Raw genomic sequence first — 21,266 nt, 5'->3', positions numbered from 1 at the left:
TTTGTGTTGCGGTAGATGCAAAAAAGTGGATTTCCCTGATTAGGTATTAGATAAATTTATGGGATTACTCCTATTATTCAACACTAATTGAGGCAAATCCTTGATTTCTCTAATTCTGCAGTTGGGAGGTTCGACCGTACCTTATATCGAAAAAAACTGTGTCTTAGGGGACTTTGTTTGTCCGTATTGCATGAAAATAATATTTTTTCACCGGAAAGAACATCTGGTTATCTAGCGAGAAGAGTTATTGACGGGAGTAAAATTAAACTGCGAAATTAGCTTTTATCGAAGAGATAGCAAAGTGGTTTTAAACTATAGATAAAATCTAAGGTTATTGTCCACAAAAGATTGACTTCCGGTTTTTGTATTGATAATCTTTCAATACCAAAGGTTGATTTTAGCAATTCACATCAGTTTCTTTGATTAAGAGGAAATGTGGATTGAATCCCCCCTACAAGTAAAATCACCTAATTTGATTCTTTAAAAATAATTGAAGTGTCCATTGGTACTGTGAAGTACTATGGACAAGAGTATAACTGCAGATCTTTTCAATTTGTAAAGATTGGCACTAAAGTTTGAATCTGAGCTATTTGGATAGCTTCGGAAATTAAATGAATCGTAAAATGGATATAGTAAATGACATTTTGGCCAAAAGTGATTCCATAGAAGAATTGATGTCTGTGGATGCCGAGACTTTTAAGAAAAACTATTTCAGGAAAAAAAAACCTATTTTGATCAAAGGGTTGGCCAAAGATTGGGGGGCGACAAGAAAATGGAATTTTGATTTCTTTTTAAACCTTAAAGACGACCAGGACATTCTTTTGTTATCCGATAACTTTATTCAGGACGATAATCGATATTCAAAATCAACATTCAAAAAGTTCATTCAAAACTTAAAGGATGCAACATTAAATAATGAGGTCACCAAGGACTATTTGACCACGCTGGATATTTTTAAGTACTATCCACATCTTATTGGAGATATCGATTTTTCACTTTTCGAAGAATTGACACAAACTAATGATATAACTGCGTGGATCGGACCTTCAGGAACTATATCTGGATTTCATTCGGATACGCCCAGCAATATGTACGCACAAATAAAAGGGAAAAAGATGTTCATAATCTGTTCTACAGAATTCAATGAAAATATGTATCCAAGTGATAAACATATTTTTGAGGCGGTAGCCAGTCAAGTAGATATAAACAACTTTGATTCCCAAAAGTTTCCGAGGTTCATGGATACGGATTTTAAAATTGTTATCCTGGAACCGGGAGATGTGTTATATCTTCCGAAGAAATGGTGGCATTATGTCCAATCCTTGGACACTTCTATAAGTATCAGTAATTTTGGATACACGAAACATGAAGCCTATACTTTAAAAGTATTTGAAAGAATAAAACATTCGTTGCACAAAAGGGGGTATTACAAAGCGAAAAACTGCTTTTGCTGCGAACAATAGACGGTCGGAGGTCTTATTTTTTTGAGAGGAAAATCTACCTGGGTTGTAACGGCTGGTTCATACATTCATTATAAAAAACAACTGGAAATCGAGTTTTTCAGTTCATTATAATATTCAAATGAGATTTAAGTAGATTTTAATTCGGTATAAATGAATAAAGAGATTTTCCAAATCATATGGTATAATCCAGGATAAAATTATGAGCTGGAAGAGCTATTTTTCAAAAATATTTTTTTACAATGGCTCTTTCCCTTTATCATGTAAAATTCTTCATTTCGCAATCTATAAAGCTTGACATTCGAGAAATGCTCCTCGGTTTTATAGATGAAATCGTTAAGGATTGCCTTAAACTTTAAGTACTCCTCATTTGATAGGTCAAGGGAGACCAAATCGGTTTGTGAAATCGAATTTTCAAGATTTTCGAAATGATACTCCAGGACAGTTTTCACCTCATTTTTTTTTGTTTTGAGCATGTTTCTCATGCTATCAAAAAGTAGCCCTAATTTATGGGATTTTAGATAGGCTTTAATCCAGGTTTTATAACCCTCCAATGTTGCCAAGAGATATGCCGAAAAAGAATACTTCGGTAGCCATATATGGTGTTCAAAATTGTAGATATGATTACACCACCTTTTTTTGTAGTCCAGCTCTCCCCATCCCATATCCAAAAATTTGTAACCGTTTTCAAAACAAAGCTCCAATTTCTTATAAATAAGAATGTTGCCCAAGCTAAACTTATGATAATCGATATCATAAGAGTCTATGTAGCTAAAGAACACATTGCCATAATGATAACAAATGGATATGGATATGGGCGTGTTTTCGTTGTAAATGACGAATAGAGAGGCTTTTTTGGCAATAATCAGAGAATACAAGGTGGTCTGGATTTGTGTCCAATTTTTTAAGTTGTCGCTTACTTGATTTCTTTCCTGAAACCTTGCTATAATCATTTCCTTTAAGGACGCCAACAGGCCGAAACATGTATCTCCATCGATTTTTCCATAGTACCTTTTGAAGCGAATATTAAAACAGTCCTCCAAACGTCTGATACGTCTTAACAGTTGACTCCTGGCCTTACTTTTAAATTGTTGCCGTACGTAATCATTTATGTCGGTGTAGTTTTCCAAGGAGATTGCAAATCCTTTTACTGAAGGATATTTTTTTGATAGCCAATCCTTGTTGCTATGGAAGTTTATCTTTAAATACGGGGGTATGTTCTTAATGGCGTACATCTCGTGGCCGATTTCTCTTTCGGAAGCTACACTTTGCCTCTTCCAGACTATTTCATCTCTATTGTACAAGGTAATATCCCTACAACATTCACCCAATGTTTCGGACTTCAAGTGCGACTCCGTAAGAAGCATAATACGATTTAAATTGGGAAGGATCATAAATATTCGTAGGGGTTTTCGGCCGAAGAAAGTATGACGGCTTTTTTTAAGCCTTGGACCATAAATCTATTTGGATCATCGATGAGTTTATAAACTTTGATGTTTTCTGAAAACTCAAAATTTAAATATTGAAAATCATATATCGCCTTGCGCAAAAAGGCAAATTTGTCTTGGTTAATGTCAATTGGATGTATTGATACTTCATCAATGGATTTTGCTGAAATGTCCTCAAAAAACATTTTTCCCTTCCCTAATTCCCGCTTTTGTCCATGATCTCCTCTTATCTTGGCCTTTATTTTATGATACAGCATATCTACTTTCCTGCTTTTGAGAAATGCCTTTAACTCCAAAACCCTAAACATTATATACGCCGCCAATTTTGTGTTTACCTTTTTATGATTGTATAGCACATGATGTTCAAATATATATTTGGAATTACACCATGTGTGCTTATAATCCAGATTTCCATGGGACAGGTCTAAAATGGTATAGCCGTTTTCAAGGCACCATTCCAATAGCTTTAGGGTATCTATAGACCCCAACCTAAATTTGGCATAGTCGATATCGTAGGATTTTATATTCCCGAATAAAATGTTTTGATGATGGTAATTAAGGCAAATATCTATAGGTTTGTCATGGTCGTAGATAACAAATAACGAGGCCTTTTTCTGTAGTATCATGTCATAGGCACTGATTTTGTAATAATCCCAGTTTTTGAGACTCTCGTGGGTATCGCCCCTTTGAACAAACCTTTTTGATATCATTACCCGTAAAGTATCCATTAAAAAGTGAAATTTCTCTTTTGTTATTTCACCATGGTACATTTTATATTGAATATCAAAGCACGTCTCCAAACGCTTCATGAAACTTCTTAATCTAGATCTGCTTTTGGAACCAAACTGAACCTTCATGAAATCTTCCAAATTGGTAAAATCCTTCAAGTCGATCAAAAAACCGTCCAGATAATGTATTCGAAAGAGCTTATAGGCTGGATTGTCATCCTCGATTCTGGCTTCAAAATAGCCAGGAATATTATTGACAACTATGATGTCCTTTTGGGAATGATTTGATATTTCCAGCGTACTATTTAGGTAATCTTTCCCATTGGTCCGATTATATATATTCTGGTAGCAGTCATATACGCTTCTACGTGTATAAAAGTCAAAATTAAAATTGTTCTTTACCTTTAGAAAATCCATTACGGTTTGATTTCTCTATGGCTAACTTGCTCAACAAATTAAAAAAGGTTGAGTACAAGTACCAAAAATGAACAGGAATTTGAGTAAACCGAACTATCCATTTTTCCATCCATGGCCTTTCAGTTTTTTCATTTTAGTATGGTAATAAAGTCTATCTAATTGAAACATACCGCCAATAATGCCCTTATCCCGCAAAAATTGTTTTATTTTCAACTTACGGTATGTGGTGAAAGCCAAAAACCTCTGTAAAGGGGATTTGGTTTGGTAGAAAATGTGGTACTCGAATAAATAGCTATGATTGCTCCAACGTAGCTTGTTCTCAGTGGCTCCTTTGGACACGTCCCAGACCGTATAGTTGTTCTTATAGCACCATGCGATATTTTTATACATGGCAATATCTCCCATACTGTATTTAAAATAGTCCGTATCATAGATTTGAATAAAACTGAAAACGATATCCCCTTTATGAAAGTTTAAGGTTATCGTTATTGGTTTTGTCCCATCATAAATAACACCTATAGAAGCATCTTTTGAGCATATCTTAGGGTAAAATAAGTCGTGGTAATATTTCCAATCCAATAAGTACCTATTATAAATTTTCTTTTGATGGAACCTGGCTTCCATAAGGCTATAACATACTTCAAAAAGATAGTCGTAGTGATCCTTATCGATTTTCCCATAATAAAACTGGTAACTTATGTCATGGTTCAATTCGAGTTTCCGAAGCTTGGCCCTCAAGTTTTTTCTAGGATTTCTGCTCAGGGTCTTGCCAATCAGATCATCAACGTTATCAAACTTCTTTAGATCGATTAGATAACCTTTGTACTGAGGAATCTTTATTAGGGATATCCCGGCTTTGGATTCAAGAGGTCTAATATCCAGATAATCCGGAATGTCACAAACCATACAAAATTTTGACGCAAGGTAAGATTCATTGGTGTGGTTGGTCACCTTAAGCTCCTTTTCCGATAGCTTGTTTACAATAGTTTTTAAATAGTAAGGCAGAATGCTGTGATTAAAACAAAGTTGAAGTACGAAATTGAAATGTCTGGACTTCATAAGTTATTGATGCTTTATCTGCCTTATAGCTCCATTGTTGGCCGTGGAGTTCATAACGACCTTATGAACCACTCAAGTATTGGCCGCTTTGGCTTTTCCGGCAAACATAAAAGTAAATTTATGCAACAGTTCATTAACCTTTTTATCCCGCAAATATTGTTTCAGTTTAAACCAATGTTGCAAGAAAAAGGCGATACTTTTAGAACAAACTGAATTTGAATTGTATACTATGTGATATTCAAAATCATATTTTATACTACCCCAACGTTGCTTATAATCGTAATGACCTTTCGAAAAGTCGACAATTTTGAAATTGTTTTCCAAGGACCATTGTATGAGGTTCATAATATTCACGGTGCCTACGTTGGATTTTCGATAGTCGATATCAAAAACAGTAATAGCAATATGAACAGCATGCATTGACAAATAATTTAACATAATGCCAATGGGCTTTTCATTGTCAAATATAACGTATAGCGAAGCTTGCTTCTTCAATATCATCGGATAGACTACCTCTTTGTAAAAAGACCACTCGTGGGCTTCAAGATTGTTATTGGAGATTTTTTTGTCATCATACCGTTTTACCAAGAGCTGTCTAAACTGTTCGAAGAGCAGATTATACTCTGTTTTGGACATGTCCCCGTAATACATTTGATACGAAATGTTGTAATTGGCCTCCAACTGCCTTTTGTAACTTCTTAATTTGTATCTGCTTTTTCTGTTAAAGGCATTGTTCATGTAGTCATTTAAATCCTTATAATCCTTAAGTTCGATCAAGTAGCCGGGGTATTGTTTTACCCGAATCCGTTTAAGAGGATCCCGGGGTGGTTCAACGGAAGCGAAATAGGCGGGAACATCATAAATCAAAAATACCTTACTGCCCAATTCTTTGGGATTCGGATTGGTTATGCAGTAGGTAATACCTTTCGTAAAAGTTTTACCAACATTGGTGTATAGGTTTAAAAACCTATGTTTGATAAAAAGAAGATTTTCAAAAAAGCTAAAGGGGATACCTAACTTGGCACTATTGAAATGCTTTGACCATATGGTTGTAAAGGTATCCGATGTAAAAGGATTGCATTGCATTAAATATGGCTGTTATTGCAATATAATTTAGCAAAACGACATGCATGAGAAAAAACGTTTTACATATTTTTGTTTATCACATTCACACAAGATTGACCAATATGGAAAAACTCTCGATATGAAGAACCTGTAATGGGATTTTAATCTTATTCAATTGATATTTTGATACTTTAAAATTGACGACTTTTTGCCATATGATTATTGCTTACGGAATGCCCATAGCAAACAAAAATGGAAGAAAAACTTAATTGACTTTTGGAATGGCCATTACTTTTTCTTTAAAGCGATAGAAAACAGTAGTATCATCCTTTACGTTCTTGTCTACGAGCATTCCGGATTGTATTACATTATTATTACCTATTTCAACCCCCGGAACCGTAAATGATCTGATTCCGAAATAATTGTTGTTGCCAACTTTTACCGATCCAGCTAATCCGGCAACCGAAAAGAAGTTATTATCACCAACCACGCAATCATGACTTATAAAACAGTAGGAGGTGAGCAGGTTGTAATTTCCAATGGTGGCATATTTCTCAAGCATGCAGAATGGTCCGGCAATATTGCCTTCACCAATATCAAGGTTATCCGGCCGTACGACCGTGTGGTGGAAAAAACTTCCAATTTTAGCATTCTTGGCCTTTAGTGACTCGATCATTTTTTGGCGAAATCCAATATCCATTACAGCTATTAGGACTTCCTCATCTCCCTTGGGTTCATAGGAATCGATATCGCCTAAAACAGGAGCCTTAAAACTGTATCGGTCATAGTGATCCTTAACGTGATCTTCATAATCAATATAACCTAATATATGTATTTGTTCCAATTCAGGTAGATGCTTGTTATTATCCTCTATATAAAAAGTAACCTCCGAGGCGCACCCACCAGTGCCCAATATGATAACGTTTCTCATTCTGTTTTGTTTTCAACTGTTACTGATACTCAAAAGTACTTGATATTCACTAAAATGACAATTTACTTTAGGAAAGACTTGTCATAGTGCACAAATACCCGATAAAATAAAAATATTCAAAATTTAGTAATCCCCATAGAGCAACTGAAAGACTTAACTGGGGTTTGTTTCAAATCAAATTCTTTTTGAACATCCATTCCTTTAACCATCTATTAAAACGAATGTAATAGTAGGCAAGACCTACCGGCCAGCCCAGCCAGGGCTTTCCTTTTCCATAGAACATAGGTCTTAACTTTACTAGGTATCTAAAAATCGTTTCCGGAGTCCATAGAAACTGCTTTAAAAGCTTCAATTTGGACATCTTCAAATCATTTGCGCTATAGACCAATCCAACTTGGTTGTTTCCTATATTTTGATGGAATCCCTGACTTACCAGTTGAATGAAACTTAGCTTTTTGCGATTGGTAAGAAGTCCAACACGAAGTCCAAGGTTTGTAATATAATTCTGAACCATTTCATCAGTGTAGCAGAGGGATTTAAGTTTTTGATCTAAGGCAATGAACCTGTCGAACATGAATTCCTGAATGGGTGCTATGAATTCTTGAAAAACCCTTTTTTCATTTGCTTCATGGTACTCAAATGTAGGATTTTCCGTATCTGATTTGTAATACAGAGTGCTTCCATGGGGAGCCGCCAGAAGCTGTTCGTAAAGTTGGGTATTGGCCTTAAGAACATGGTCTGAAAAACCCTGACTTGGGTAAATGGAGAAATTAAGACCGAAACGTTTGTTATTCGGCTGTATGTTATAAACCTGTCTTAACCCCAAGTAATACCCAGTGACTTCCACTTTTTGCTCCAAAAACTCATAAATACAGTCCTGCATGGTACCTCCCCAACCCACATCCACCAAAACCATTCCTTCTTTCCTGAAGTCTACATTAAAGGAATCCAAATAATTTAGGAATGCCTTTTTCTGGTTATGGCGCATACGTTCATAGTACAGTTCAAAGTTTTTGTTTTGTCGTAATTTGGACATGGCTTCAGAAGTGACGAACCTTGGAATAATCTTGTTTGGTTCTACATCCATTTCTTGGGTTATGGTCGTGATATGATCTTCCGGAAATTGGAAGGACTCCAAAAACTGATATAGAGACATGGTTCCAAGGGTCTTCCTCTTTAAATGCCTAAACTCCTCTTTTTCTAAAGATTGTAGTGAAACCTGCATAGCGGACTGTCTAGATGCCTTAAGGTAATGGGTAGCGATTCGATTCTCTTCCAAAAGTCCGTTGCTATCCTGGTAATGTTCAAAGAGTTTTTTTAAGAACATGCCTTCTCTTGCCAAAAAAAACAAATTCTTTATCCCTTTCTTCTTGGCCTCAGTGTAGAGTCTCTCGGTGAAAAAGTAGTAGTGAAGAATATATTCACTAAGGGGGTGATTGCTTTTTCTGCACTGACCCTCTATACTTCTACAAATGGTATCGAACGTCTTTTGCTCATCACCAAGGATGTTCCTTTTATTTCTAAATTTATGCAGTAAGTGTTTTAAGTAAATGGCTTGGAGGCCATGCTTTTTGGGGTTCAGGAAGTCACTAGACTTGTTGTCCCCCATCATTACGATCTTGGAGGCATCAAATCTCCCATCTTCCAAGATGGTTTCATAAAGCCCTCCCCGTTGTTTGCTTTTCCCATAATCCGTAGAAACGTATACACGGGAAAAAATCGTTTCTATTCGATGAAATTTTAAAATTCGCTCGATGATACTTCCGGGTAGGTGGAAATCGGAGACCAAAACAATTCTGTAGTTGTCCTTTTGAAGTGTGCGAAGTGCTGAAACAAGTTCCTGGTTAAGAAACTGTACATTTATTTCTGATTTGAAGTCCGCCTCTTGGAAACATTTGCTAAAAAAATCAAAGCTTATGCGTTCCTCTAGGAGGTCATTGTTCAACATCCTTTTGTAAACTTCGGAAATTGTTTTGTCATAGGGAATTTCTGGCTTTCCCATCTTCAAGTTTGTGCAAAGAAACTCCACCGCACTTTTTCGTATATCGCATAAATCCGTTATTCCAATTGTTAATCCAAGTTCTTTGGTCATGTATTTAGCCCAAAGTCTGAATACATAATTTGGATGCACCCTTCGGTGTATCAACGTATCAAAAAGGTCGGAAAAGACGGTGTTGACATTCGTAATTTTTTTGATTGTGGAAACAGTTTTTGTCAAAACATGTAAGTTAAATTAATTAAGATGGGCTACTTGATTCATAAATGAAGCAATTCAAACCATCTGTGCAATGATAGGAAATACCTACCATAAAAGCTCAGAATGGCGATAATACAAAGGAAAATTCGACCAAAACTACTTTTGTTTCCGGATAGGAAGTAAGTCTTCACTATTTTATAAAGAGGATTATGATCATAAGGTATTGGGAGCAATACTGTTTGGTTAAGACCAGGAAGGTAATAAAACAGCATAATCATTTTATACTTTACCATCTAAAGATTGAGGTCTAAGAAAGGTGTGGGTTCGGGGTGTTTTGAAATGGACTGGTAGTGGTGATAAAACCCATTGTTTTGAAGCTTATCTATCGGGATACCTCTTCAAAGATAGATGTTATTACATTTTACTTTCAATGAGTTCCCTCAAACCTAAAACTGTTCCTGAATTATCTATTTCCTCTGCCGATAGGGCCACGCCATACTCGGAGTCACAAAGTGCAATTATTGAGAGAACCGTCAAAGAGTCCCAAGCTTCAAATGATTCAAGTTCGTCAGTGAGTTCAACACTTTCCTCTTCCAAAATCTCGGTAATTTCGGCTAAAAAATTTTCCATAATCTAATTTTCGTAGTCTATAGTTTCACAGAAATCCAGATTGCCTATTTTCATGAGTAGGGAAGACCAACTAAGGCCATTGCCAAAACCACTGAGGCAAACTAGGAAGGATTCTTTTTTGAGCCTGTCCCCAAGGTTATAGGAAATTAGGATAGGGATGGTAACGCTAGCCGAGTTTCCAAAGTTCTCAACAAGATTATTGGGCATTTTCTCGTTGGTAACTCCCATTGCATTGGCAAGTTGTTTTACCATAAACTTATTGGGTTGATGAAACATGTAGTAATCAACGTCATCCTTGTTTACACCGGCATTATTCAATAGCTCATCAATCATAAGGGGTACCTCTCTTTGTACAAAATTGAAAACTTCATCCCCTTTCATATCAATATGGTCCAACGCCTTGTAATTGCCGGCATGGTCTTTAACCAACTCGGCTGTTTGAGCCGTGGAGGGCAATCTAAACCCCCCTGCTGGTATGATCAGCGCATCAACGCCGGACCCATCGGATTTTACTGCGCCATATATGGTATTTCCCGATGGATCATTCTCAACAATGGTAATGGCCGCCCCATCCCCGGTGAGAGGGCCACTACTTCGATCTTTTTTCGACACCTTTCTACTAAGTACGTCGGCATTAAGAACTACAACTTTTTTAATGGAATCCTGTTCCAATAACATGAAGGCTTTATTTAGCCCGTAGGAATATCCCGCGCATCCTTGGTTAATGTCACTACAATAAATATCTTTTTTAAGGCCTAATCTCCCATGAATTACGTGACATGTCGAGGGCATGAAATAATCTGGGGATTGCGTAACCAAGATCAACCCGTCTATTTCTTCCTTTTTGAGTAAGTTTTTGTCAAATAAATAGTTTAGGCCGAAAATACATAAATCGGATATTGTGGTTCCTTCATTGACAATCCTTCTTTTGTTAAATCCCATAACAAGTTTCAACTTCATGGACTGGCGTCTTGTAAATTCATAGTTATCAATCTCGTCCTCAAATAGGATTTCCCTTTCGGGTATAACTCCCAGAATTCCAGTAATTTTCTTGTTTCTAAACTTTAAGTTCATGATGATACCTTAGTTTTAACGGTTTTTCTATATTCGAATTGCCTTCATATCTATGATATGTAAAAATAATGGACCAGTTGTATTATCGTTTCAGGCAAATTGCGACTCCGCACTTATTGAATCTATGATTTCACCAACATTCTTCCAATTTTGGATTTCGCTGGCCTTGAAACGTACTTTGAAATGTTTTTCAATTTCATCCACCAAAAGTACATGCATTAAAGAATCCCATTCATCAATATCTGTGGCTTGGGTTGTTTCCTCTATGACCAGATCTTCCCTGTCCAAAGTGTCTATGAATATTTGGTTGATATCGGATAATATTTGATTCCTTGTCATAAATCTATTTTTTTTCGGCTATATAGCTTTTTTTGGGTTCATAATTTTTGACATCAAGCAGAAAATGGGAATCCCTATCCTTGAATCCCAGATTTGAATAATGGTTCTTGACTATACCGTTTTTGGGAGTAGGGAGGTATTCCCCCATAAGGGAATCAAAACCTTGCTCCCTGGCGTATTGTGCCAAAGTGTTCAATACAAAATGTTCCATACCTCGTTTTAATACCCTACAACTCATAAACCAGGTGTCGATGAACAAGACTTTTTTGTCCTCTTTTTTTAGGATGATTACACAGATTAACCCGTTGTCACCAAACTTATCCTCAAGTGTAAAGGTAAACGTGGCATATTCTGGGGATTGGGCCATTTTTTCCACATCGGCCTCGGAATAGCGCATGGTTCTTAAATTAAACTGATTGGACCGTTGCGACAATTGTGCTACCCTTGGGGTATTGAACTTGTTGAAAGATTCCACCTTTGAGACCATATTAAGGTTCTTTAGAAAATCTTCCTCGTTGGTAAACTTTTGGAAGGATTTAGCCCTTTCCGCTTCAATTTGATAAAGCTTGGTCCTGGATGCGTCTTCGCTAGAAAAGGATACGGTCTCAAAAAGATTAAGCCCATAGAGGAATTCCAAATATTCCGTAGGATCCTCGGGAAGTTCCGGAACACATATTTCAGGAATATTCTCCCTTACCAAATTTCGTTCAAAAGGATTGTCATCCAAAAACACCATGGAATCAAACCCGATGTTCAGGATACGTTGTATTTGCCTGATGTTGTCTGCTTTATTGTCCCAATTGGCCATAAAAACTGAAATGTCCTCCAGGCGTAGGACCATGTCCGGGTGTTTTTCAAAAGGCTCTTTGGCCACGGATTCCGTATTCTTACTGCATACCGCTATAATTACACCCCTGTCCTTCAACTTCTTGACCCAATATTGGAATTCAGAAAAAGCCTTTCCAATGCCTAAGCTTCCAATCTGAATATTTTCCAAGTCATCATCCCCGATGATTCCCCCCCAAGTGGTATTGTCCAAGTCCAGAATAATACATTTTTTGAACTTCCCGTTCATCGTAGCGACCAAATCCAAGGTTCTTGATGCGACAGCAGGCAAAGCATCCACACTTAATACCATTTCCGTATTTATGTATAAGGCCGGTTGAAACAAAGTGGACTTACCCAACTGGTTCTGAACGGATGAAAGATCGCAAATATATAAATTGGACATTCTGGATGCCAAAAGCATCAATTCATAATTGAGTTTTCGCAGTTGGAATAGAAAGGAGGACTCCGTCTTGTTGGAATAATTTCCAAAAACAGCATCGTCTATTTCGGCATAATTAAAGTAAATAACCTTTGCCCCAAGTTGGGCATCAATCTGGGAATACAGATTTTCCACGGCCGCCAATTCATCCTGTGCCAAATAAGAATGTTTCTTTTGCTCTAGTGTATTATATTTGCCCAGTAGTTTATGAGAGGCCCGAAAAATGACCACTATTTCCGGCTCAAAACCATATAATTCCGAGTTTGGATCAAAAATCTGCCTTTCAATTTGGCTGAAATCGGCTTCCCAAATATTCAGATTCAACCCATGGTCATGTCCAAGACCACGCAAGGCTTGTGCAAGGAATTGTGTGGCCGTATCTCCTAAAACGGCCAGCTTAACACTTTTAAGATTGGAGAAGTCCTTTTTAAGGTTTTTCTTGAGTTGCAAAAAATTCTTCACAGATATTTGGTTCTAAGGATCCTAAAAACTGTTATTGCTTTCCAAACGATAAACTTATGTTTATGGTCTGTGCAAGATGTTAATTTGGAACAAAACTACCATACTTTTGCCACAATACCTTTTTATAAGGATATCTTTTCCATTATTTTAGATGTAACGCTATTTTACCCAGTTTCTTGTTAAGTAAAATCGCGTACGACTTAAGCTTCCAGAGTCATCATTACTGCCAAATGCCACTAGGAATGGGTTTTTCTTCCACAATTTCAACACCTAAACCATCAGGACCTTGAACAAAAAAACTCTTTAAACCGTGCACTGTATCTAATTTAACATCCTTGATGATAGCAACACTTCTAGATTGCATTTTGTCATAGACGGGATAAATATTTCGAAATGAAAACCCTATGTGATCGAATGTAGTGCCATAAGTGGACTTAAAACCGTTTTTGGGGTACCAGGTCCGCTCCTCCTTGGGCTTGCCATTTATCATAATGTTTATATTGTCTACAAATAGTTTGTTCCATTTAAAGAGCCCGTTGCCCCAGGGTTGGGCCTTTTTAAACTCTGGAACCAAACCCAAATACGTCTCGAACCATTCCGTGGTTTCGTCCACATCCGAGGCCAAAAGATGAATATGCTCAAAGGTGTGGTTTCTATTGCCAGTAAAGACCTCGACCACTTCCTTATCCGGCCCCAGAAAATACATCCAATGGGCATCTCCCAGTGGATTTATTGGGGTATGCACTTCTATGCCCTCTTTAAGTCGCCAAGCATATTCCGAAGGGCCATCCACGCCAGACCATCCGATGTGCCAAAGACAGGTACCCAGATGAGTAGGGGGTACTATTTCCATTTGGTCCATCAAAAGAAATGACCTTTCCGTGAACAATGCATCGGAGGAATCCCGGTATTTAATATGCTTTGCACCAAAAAACTTTTGGTAGAAGGAAATGGTGGCTTCAATGTCGGTAACATTCAAATGTATGTGATGAAAACTAGCTTTGTTCATTGCTCTAGAATCGTTTATATTGTCCTATCCCACTTGTTCTAGGTTTTGTTGTTATTCAATTCTTATCTAACCGCTCTTGTAATGGTTAATCTCTGGATAGCTCCTGGGCAAACAGATGTTCAAGACCCAACAAACTAAACATTAACCGTTTTCCAAGGTTTTTCAATTTCGGATGTCGACGGAGTTTTGATGACAAGGCAGTTCCTTTATTTGTGTCTCCTGTAGTGTGGGAAGTATTCCAAGGGATTTTCACAGTGTTCCTGTCCTTTACCCAGTTGTTTTACCAAATTCTCATAAATGGTGTGGTTTACCTTGTATTTCCAGACTTTGAAGGGTACTATAAACTTTGAATACCCGGACTTGAAATAGAACAAGGAATCCTCCTTACTGCCAACGCCACCACCAAGATTAAAATATTTAAAGTTTTCACTACTACCTCTGATGCGCATCTCATCAATTAAGAGTTTTACTGGGTTTAAATCTAAATATCGTTCTCTGGTCCCAGATAGATGGTATTGAATAAATGCATCCTTTTTTGTGAATAGCGCGCCCCCGGCCACCTCATTTGAATTGATATTGACAGCGAACAAAAGTTCTGTTGCAAAGTCACCACTGTTCATCAAATCCATAAAATACTTTTTATCAAAAAAGTAGTGCTCATAGGCATTTACGCGCCTCATGTTTTCATGGTACAAGGTAATGAACCTATCCACGTCTGCTTCCGTCCTGGCTTGTCGAATACTGTAAATACTCCTGGATTTGTTGATATAAGTCCTTAACCTTCTACTATAAGTGGCCCATTGTTCCTCCAGAGTCTTGGTCAAATCAATGTACACCAACCTACCAGGAGTCTCCAACAGACCAAGTCTGTCCAAACAATGCTCTTGATGGGGGATAAGGGAATTAAGCCTTGAAAAAACCGAAACAATATTCTGCGATTTTAAAAAGTTATGAAGCTCTTTTTGGAACAAAAAGAAGTGTTTGTCCTCTGTTATATTGCTCGAAATAGGGCCCGGATAACCATAAACAGAGGTGGCATCCTTATAGATTGAACCTTCAATTTCCCGTAACAACAAGGGAATGGCAATAATCTGGTTTCCTTCCTTGTAACATATCAAAATTGGCTCTTCCCCTCGTTTTTTGGATAATTGATGATAGGAATAGGTATGATAAAAATCGACAAGGGCACACTTTTGAATAACTTTATCCCATTTTTCCTTATCCCGAACAATTTCAAGCATGGATTGATTTTTTAAAAATCATTAGGCAATATCTCCGTTCTCAACTTTCAGGGGTTCCGGTAAACATGGTCATTGTGGCTTGGTTGCTTTCTGATACACCTTCCCGCTTCACTACTTTTTTAAACGTATTTAGTAATATCTTCATATCTGTACTATAACTTATATTGTCAACGTACCAGACATCTAGCTTAAATTTTTCCTCCCAGCTAATAGCGTTCCTACCATTGATTTGTGCCCAACCCGTAATTCCGGGTTTCACATTATGCCTGCGTCGTTGAAAATCATTATACAACTCCAAATAGTGTTCCCATAAAGGCCTGGGGCCAACTATGGACATGTCCCCTTTTATTACATTAAACAATTGGGGAAGCTCGTCCAGGGATGCATTTCGGATAAATTCCCCTATCTTTGTAATTCGCTCACCATCAGGCAGATAGTATTCGCTTTCATCCTTGGGATCTCGCATGGTCTTAAACTTGTATAGCGTAAAGATTTTTTCATTTTTTCCAGGCCTTCTATGAAGAAAGAATGGACTTCCATTATTAGCGAAGAATAATAGTACCATTAACGCTAAAATAAAAGGGGACAGCACCAAAAGCAAAATAAGGGCGACAAAAAAATCCAGTACTCTTTTTACAAAATTCTGATACATGGTATATTCAAATTTGGATAGATTTAGGACTATTTCCTACTATCAAGTTTAGACTAAAGCTATTTAAATGGCAATGATTTGCTTTTTCTTTTAGATGACGAACAAAAATACTTGAATCTGTTAGGATTGACAAAATAAAACAGTTCTATTACTCCTTTCTCGGACAAGTTCCGATAAGGTCAACTTCAAAACATTTCAAAAAGCAAGATTCATACTTTCTTAATACGTAACTCAAAAGTAATTTTAAGTTCAGCAGGGCTGAAAAATCTCAATTCCATTGGATAGCATGGTGGTCGATTAAGATTTAAGGTCACCGACAATCCCTTTGTTATATAATATTGGTTAACATTTATATCCGCTTACCTATTGAGTCAACTATGTCTGCAAATTCCCTACAAAGTATGGATTTGTCGTATTTTGTTTCTGCTAACTTTCTTGCATTTAACCCATATTTCTTGCATTTCCCAGGATTATCTTTCAAAAACATAATCTTGTTTGCGAGATCCACTGGATTTTTAGGATCCACAAACACACCACATTCGCCTTGCTCTACAAGGTCTTTGGTCCAACCAGGGGAGTTTACGATTACCGGTTTTCCAGCGGAGAGCGAATCAAAAAGCTTATTCGGAGAATTGGTAGCCAAAATTGGAATGTCCGCAAAAGTTATAAGGCAGACATCACATAAGTTAACAATTGCCGAGAGTTCCTTCAGGGGAAAGCCTCCCAGAAAATGGGCATTTTTTATATCCAGTTTTTCACATTTTTGCTTTAAAACCGGTTCGGTAGCCCCTCCGCCCATGAAGACAAATTCAATATCTTCCTGCTCCTTGATATGGTTAATGGCGTCAATTATATAGTCCATACCATTTGCCAATCCCATAGCTCCAAAATAGACGATTTTAAATGAGTCCCTTTTAAGCCCGAGCCTGTCCGCCAAACCCAAGTCCTTCTCCCTTGACCAAAAGACATCAACCTTAGACATATTGGGAATCATAGAAACCTTTGTTTCCGCTATACCCCTTTTTAAAACACCCTCCATCATTCCTGGTGATAAAGCAACTATATACCGTGCGTTTTTGTAGATTGTCTTTTCAAACCAAGTAGCCAACCTAATGACTATTTTGTTTTTCAAGGCACCCATTTGTATTGGAACTTCTGGCCATAAATCGCGTACCTCGAATAAGAAAGGAGTTCCTTTTAACTTTTTTGTGACCAGGGCAGGAAACCCAATAGTGAGTGGGGTGGAGGTAGCGATTACCAAATCCACATCTTTCTCTCTCAGTGCCAAGCGTGCGGACTTAAGCATAAAACTCACGAAGGACTTTAGCCTTTTAAGAACGCCCATATACTGGCTATAGGGAACTTTCAAGTAAATTACCTCAATTCCATCGACCTTGACTCTTTTTATCTTTGAATCAATCTTACTAGATGTGGTTAGCATGGTCACCTGATGGCCATCTTTTATGAGCTCCTGACATATCCAATAAGACCTTGTTCCCGCCGTGTCTTTTGGAGTTAAAAAGTATTGGTGTATATATAGTATTTTCACAATCAGTATTTGAATTAATCGTAAAAGGGTTAACCGTATAAAAATGAAATTATCATTAAGTAAAGATGTTTATTGGATTTTCAACAGGGCCATTTAAAGTACGCATTGTTTATAGATTTCAAAGTACTTGCTACTTATATTGGGCCATGCAAAATCCCCGAAATCAATTTCGGATAAATCTATATGATTATACTCCTTGGAAATTTCCAATAGGCTTTTCATCAAAGTGCTAATTTTTGGATTTGCTAATCTATTTCCGACCTTTGATGAAAACATGCCATCTACAGATTCGTTTTTCAAATATATTATTGGCAACCCCTGTGATAGAGCTTCTATATAGACCAATCCAAAGGTTTCAGATTTGGATGGAAGAGCAAAAATATGATTTTCACGGTAAACCTTTTTCAATTTAGACTTGTCCATTATTTTCCCTTTATAGGAAATAAACTCACTTCTTTCCTTGGCCAACTGTTTTATTTTTTTTTCGTAAGAACCGCCCGAACCCACAATTGTTAACTTATAATTGTGACCATTATTGTTTAGACCTATGACTGCTTTGCTTAGGTTTAGGACATTTTTTCTACGAATCAATTTTCCTACATAAAGTATTTTGGTTGGATTCAAATCCCTTTTAGGGGATTTATTTTCCAGCCAGTACGGATCAATACCATTGAACAATACATCAGATTTTCTTAAAAAATACTCTTTATGTCCAAAAATGATTTTGTTCTTGAATAAACCCTGTTTTAATCTGGGTGTAATGAAGATAATCCTTTCAGATTCCTTCAATATCCTAATTGCTAACGATACCAGATCTTTCCTAAACCTCAGAAAACCATTGACATCTGTCGATCTAACGGTAACAATAAAGGGGATGCCATACTTTTTTTTGATTTTTAAGGCCAAAGAACCATCGCTAAACAAGGTTGTTGCATGGACAATATCATATTTTGGTAAGGAGACTTTTTGTTCTAAGTCGTCAAATAAAAGGTTGATTTTCCTTCTAAATAGCAATCTATGGATTTTTTTTAGTGGTCTTGAAATAATCAAATGCGCATTTGGAATGTCGCATTCCATTGATTTTCCAGCAGGCATAGCGTATGACCTAGAAGGATAATAAATCGTTTGCTGGACAGGGTATTCCGAAAGATTATTATAAAGGTTTCTGTGAACGGCGCTACCAAAAAAATCATTGCATATATGAAGACATCGCATAAAGCATTATTGTTGAATATTTAGGTCAAAGTTAGCTTGCCTCCCTTAATAATCATGAAATATATCTTTTAAAGATTCAATTATTCGATAAAACTAGTATTTCGGCTATAAAGTTCGGGCTTGCACTATTTTTTTAATTTAATTTGTGATCAAATTGCAAACTTGCCTATTGAGCAATGACAAAACTTTTAAATAGGATAAACGACTATTGTTTATATCTACTGGTCTTTTCGGTCACTTTTGAAAACTGGGATCCCTTTAAGCTTGTGGGATCTTACTCGGTCACTTTTTTTTCCACAATATTTTACTTGGCAACATGGGTTCCCTTGATTTCGAAAAATTTTAATTTCGTGCCTCTTAAAAGATTTGTAGCCCCCTTACTATTGTTAATTGTAGTAGGTTTTGTTTGTTCTGCAATCAACTCACAATATGTTGGTGAGGAGATGAAGTTTGCCTATAACCAAAGAGCACTTCTTCTTATTACTCTTATGGCATTTATAGCCGCTCATTTGCAAAATAAACCAAAGGTTTTACCTATAGTTTTAAATGCCTATTTAGCCAGTACTCTATTGCTCTATCTATTGGCAGCTATGGGATACGGTGCCAGTTTTGTGCATGGAAGAATATACCTCTTCGGAGAAAACCCCAATGTTTTGGGCGTAAAAGGTGTTTTGGCTTTTTTGATTATCATGTCAGGACTAATAAATAGATTTTCCGTTAAGAGATTAATTATAACAATACCAATTTGTGTTCCTTTTATTAGCTTAGTTGTTCTATCTGGTTCACGTGGAGCTTTCATTTCAATGTTTTTGGGGCTTGGGGTATTGCTTTTTTTCAGAAAGACGGGAGTTGTAAACAAATGGGCAATATTCATTTTTGGAGTATTCATTTCCAGTTTACTTTTAACTTATTTGTTGGAGACCAACCCGGTAATGGCAGAACGTATGATGGAAACCGTGGAGACCGGTGATACTGGAAGAAATGTTTTGTGGAGCACAGCTTTCAACATAATTGGTGACCATACATTGGTTGGTGCCGGATTTACTGGGGTTAAGCCCATGATGTATGCTTATTCGGGACTGTATATGAATCCGCATAATATTTTTCTCTACATATTCATCGCTTGTGGCTTGCCTGGGATAGTTTTGTTTGTTATGTTTTTGTTGCGTTTGGTTAAATTGTTATTGCTCCATTTTAAAAGGTACGGGGATTCCCTAAATCTTGTAATATTCGTAATCGTCATGTTTAACATGTCCAAACAGGGAGGTAGTATCGTGAAAATATTGTTTTGGTTCTTTTTTGCCATTTTGATAGGTTCTACCATACAAATATTATCCCAAAAAGGACAGAAAAGGATAGCCGAGTGAACATTTTAGTAATATCAAACAATTATCCTTCGCCTGCGTATCCTGCTCGAGGGGTATTTGTTTATAATTTGATACAGCAATTTTGTAAGTTGGGACATAAGGTAACCGTTATATCACCGAGGAAACTTAAAATGAGTTCCTTTCGTAAAGGAAAATCATACGGTGTTGAAAACTGCGAGGTTTATAGGCCAAGTTTTTTTTCTGTTTCCAGTTTGCAATTAGGGTCATTTAACACCTACAGAATTGCCGAATTGGGCCAAATCAAAGGGGTTCAAAAGACAGTTAAAAAGAACAATATCCAATTTGATGTTGTATATACCCATTTTATGATAAATGGTATAATCGCTGTCAGTGCCTTGAAAGAATATGGTAAACCTATCTTCTGTGCCATTGGAGAAAGCGACCTTGTAAGTTTTACCAAAAGATATCCAAAGAAATACTTTGATCAGAGTATCAGTGGGCTAAATGGGTTTATCGCCGTTTCAAACAAATTGAAGGGACAGTTAATGAGTTATGGAATCCCGGAAAAGAAAATTTTCATGAAACCAAATGCAGTTGACCTACAGCGGTTTTATAGAAGGGATAAGGGGGATATGCGAAAGAAATTTGGGTTCCCCAATGAGCTTAAACTGGTGGCTTTCGTTGGAAGATTTATGCCACATAAAGGACCATTACGGGTTTTGGAAGCCGTGGAAAAGTTGGATAATGTTGGGGTTCTTTTTATAGGAAGTGGGCCTCAAGATCCAAAAGGCGAATCGGTTGTTTTTAAAGGAAGTGTTCCCTCATTTGAGATTCCGGAGTTGCTTTCGGCGGCTGACGTTTTTGTCCTGCCTACGCAAAAAGAAGGTTCATGCAATGCAATTGCCGAAGCGATTGCTTGTGGTTTACCGATAGTTTCATCGAATATTCCCGAAGTGAAGGACCAATGCCACCCTTCTTTTTCAATTTTGGTTGATCCAATGGATGTAAATGCTTTGAAAGTGGCAATACATTCGGTTATCAGCGACAATCAAAAGTGTTTGGAAATGTCCAAGAATGCCCTGGATTATGCTAAGAATTTTGAAATTGGGGATAGGGCCTTGAGTATACTGAACTTTATAGAAGCGCGTATGAAAGATAAGACGGCTCTAAGCAAGTAAACTCCTTCTTTTGAAAA

At 37.0% G+C, this 21,266-nt stretch carries 18 protein-coding genes; 3 read left to right on the top strand and 15 right to left on the bottom strand.

The features are described 5' to 3' along the window. Window positions 1-623: 623 nt before the first annotated feature. Entirely contained in the window at window positions 624-1,463 is an 840-nt protein-coding gene (locus ACO06Y_RS19275) for a cupin-like domain-containing protein (RefSeq protein WP_422080663.1), read from the top strand. Between the two features lie 197 nt (window positions 1,464-1,660). Here the strand turns inward: ACO06Y_RS19275 and ACO06Y_RS19270 are convergent, their stop codons facing one another. The 15 genes from ACO06Y_RS19270 to ACO06Y_RS19200 form a co-directional block, all read right to left on the bottom strand. Beyond that, window positions 1,661-2,827 (bottom strand): GNAT family N-acetyltransferase, encoded by a 1,167-nt coding sequence (locus ACO06Y_RS19270; RefSeq protein ID WP_422080662.1) that lies wholly within the window; start codon window positions 2,825-2,827, stop codon window positions 1,661-1,663. Between the two features lie 23 nt (window positions 2,828-2,850). Next, window positions 2,851-4,053, bottom strand: a complete 1,203-nt coding sequence (locus ACO06Y_RS19265) for a GNAT family N-acetyltransferase (protein WP_422080661.1) — start codon at window positions 4,051-4,053, stop codon at window positions 2,851-2,853. A gap of 93 nt (window positions 4,054-4,146) precedes the next feature. Beyond that, entirely contained in the window at window positions 4,147-5,112 is a 966-nt protein-coding gene (locus tag ACO06Y_RS19260; RefSeq protein ID WP_422080660.1) for a GNAT family N-acetyltransferase, read from the bottom strand. 72 nt (window positions 5,113-5,184) lie between these two features. Continuing rightward, the gene (locus ACO06Y_RS19255; RefSeq protein ID WP_422080659.1) at window positions 5,185-6,198 is read right to left on the bottom strand and encodes a GNAT family N-acetyltransferase; all 1,014 of its coding nucleotides are present in this window, start codon (window positions 6,196-6,198) and stop codon (window positions 5,185-5,187) included. Window positions 6,199-6,442: 244 nt separating this feature from the next. Further along, window positions 6,443-7,108 carry a hypothetical protein gene (locus tag ACO06Y_RS19250; RefSeq protein ID WP_422080657.1) on the bottom strand — a complete coding sequence of 222 codons (666 nt, stop codon included), beginning with the start codon at window positions 7,106-7,108 and terminating at the stop codon, window positions 6,443-6,445. Window positions 7,109-7,277: 169 nt separating this feature from the next. Then, window positions 7,278-9,110: an HAD hydrolase-like protein gene (locus ACO06Y_RS19245; RefSeq protein ID WP_422080656.1), complete on the bottom strand. Its 1,833-nt coding sequence runs from the start codon at window positions 9,108-9,110 to the stop codon at window positions 7,278-7,280. A 609-nt stretch (window positions 9,111-9,719) separates the two neighbouring features. Beyond that, complete coding sequence (locus tag ACO06Y_RS19240; protein WP_422080655.1) at window positions 9,720-9,935, bottom strand: phosphopantetheine-binding protein; 216 nt, start codon at window positions 9,933-9,935, stop codon at window positions 9,720-9,722. Between the two features lie 3 nt (window positions 9,936-9,938). Beyond that, window positions 9,939-11,009: a 3-oxoacyl-ACP synthase III family protein gene (locus ACO06Y_RS19235; protein ID WP_422080654.1), complete on the bottom strand. Its 1,071-nt coding sequence runs from the start codon at window positions 11,007-11,009 to the stop codon at window positions 9,939-9,941. A 90-nt stretch (window positions 11,010-11,099) separates the two neighbouring features. Next, window positions 11,100-11,348 (bottom strand): acyl carrier protein, encoded by a 249-nt coding sequence (locus tag ACO06Y_RS19230; protein WP_422080653.1) that lies wholly within the window; start codon window positions 11,346-11,348, stop codon window positions 11,100-11,102. 4 nt (window positions 11,349-11,352) lie between these two features. Continuing rightward, entirely contained in the window at window positions 11,353-13,077 is a 1,725-nt protein-coding gene (locus ACO06Y_RS19225) for an HAD-IIIC family phosphatase (protein WP_422080652.1), read from the bottom strand. 220 nt (window positions 13,078-13,297) lie between these two features. Beyond that, the gene (locus ACO06Y_RS19220; RefSeq protein ID WP_422080651.1) at window positions 13,298-14,086 is read right to left on the bottom strand and encodes a VOC family protein; all 789 of its coding nucleotides are present in this window, start codon (window positions 14,084-14,086) and stop codon (window positions 13,298-13,300) included. Window positions 14,087-14,292: 206 nt separating this feature from the next. Continuing rightward, window positions 14,293-15,327 (bottom strand): GNAT family N-acetyltransferase, encoded by a 1,035-nt coding sequence (locus tag ACO06Y_RS19215; RefSeq protein WP_422080650.1) that lies wholly within the window; start codon window positions 15,325-15,327, stop codon window positions 14,293-14,295. Between the two features lie 40 nt (window positions 15,328-15,367). Further along, complete coding sequence (locus ACO06Y_RS19210; protein WP_422080649.1) at window positions 15,368-15,979, bottom strand: sugar transferase; 612 nt, start codon at window positions 15,977-15,979, stop codon at window positions 15,368-15,370. A 349-nt stretch (window positions 15,980-16,328) separates the two neighbouring features. Next, entirely contained in the window at window positions 16,329-17,528 is a 1,200-nt protein-coding gene (locus ACO06Y_RS19205; RefSeq protein WP_422080648.1) for a glycosyltransferase family 4 protein, read from the bottom strand. Between the two features lie 93 nt (window positions 17,529-17,621). Continuing rightward, entirely contained in the window at window positions 17,622-18,743 is a 1,122-nt protein-coding gene (locus ACO06Y_RS19200; RefSeq protein WP_422080647.1) for a glycosyltransferase, read from the bottom strand. A gap of 326 nt (window positions 18,744-19,069) precedes the next feature. Between ACO06Y_RS19200 and ACO06Y_RS19195 the strand changes: the two genes are divergently transcribed. Both ACO06Y_RS19195 and ACO06Y_RS19190 read left to right on the top strand, forming a co-directional pair. Continuing rightward, window positions 19,070-20,110 (top strand): O-antigen ligase family protein, encoded by a 1,041-nt coding sequence (locus ACO06Y_RS19195; RefSeq protein WP_422080646.1) that lies wholly within the window; start codon window positions 19,070-19,072, stop codon window positions 20,108-20,110. Then, entirely contained in the window at window positions 20,107-21,249 is a 1,143-nt protein-coding gene (locus tag ACO06Y_RS19190) for a glycosyltransferase (protein ID WP_422080645.1), read from the top strand. Before ACO06Y_RS19195 ends, ACO06Y_RS19190 begins: the two co-directional genes overlap by 4 nt. Window positions 21,250-21,266: the final 17 nt, after the last annotated feature.

The organism is Ulvibacterium sp. (assembly GCF_965228935.1).
Lineage (GTDB): Bacteria > Bacteroidota > Bacteroidia > Flavobacteriales > Flavobacteriaceae > Ulvibacterium.
The sequence above is the reverse complement of the archived record's forward strand: the minus strand, read 5'-3'. Positions and strand labels throughout refer to the sequence as shown.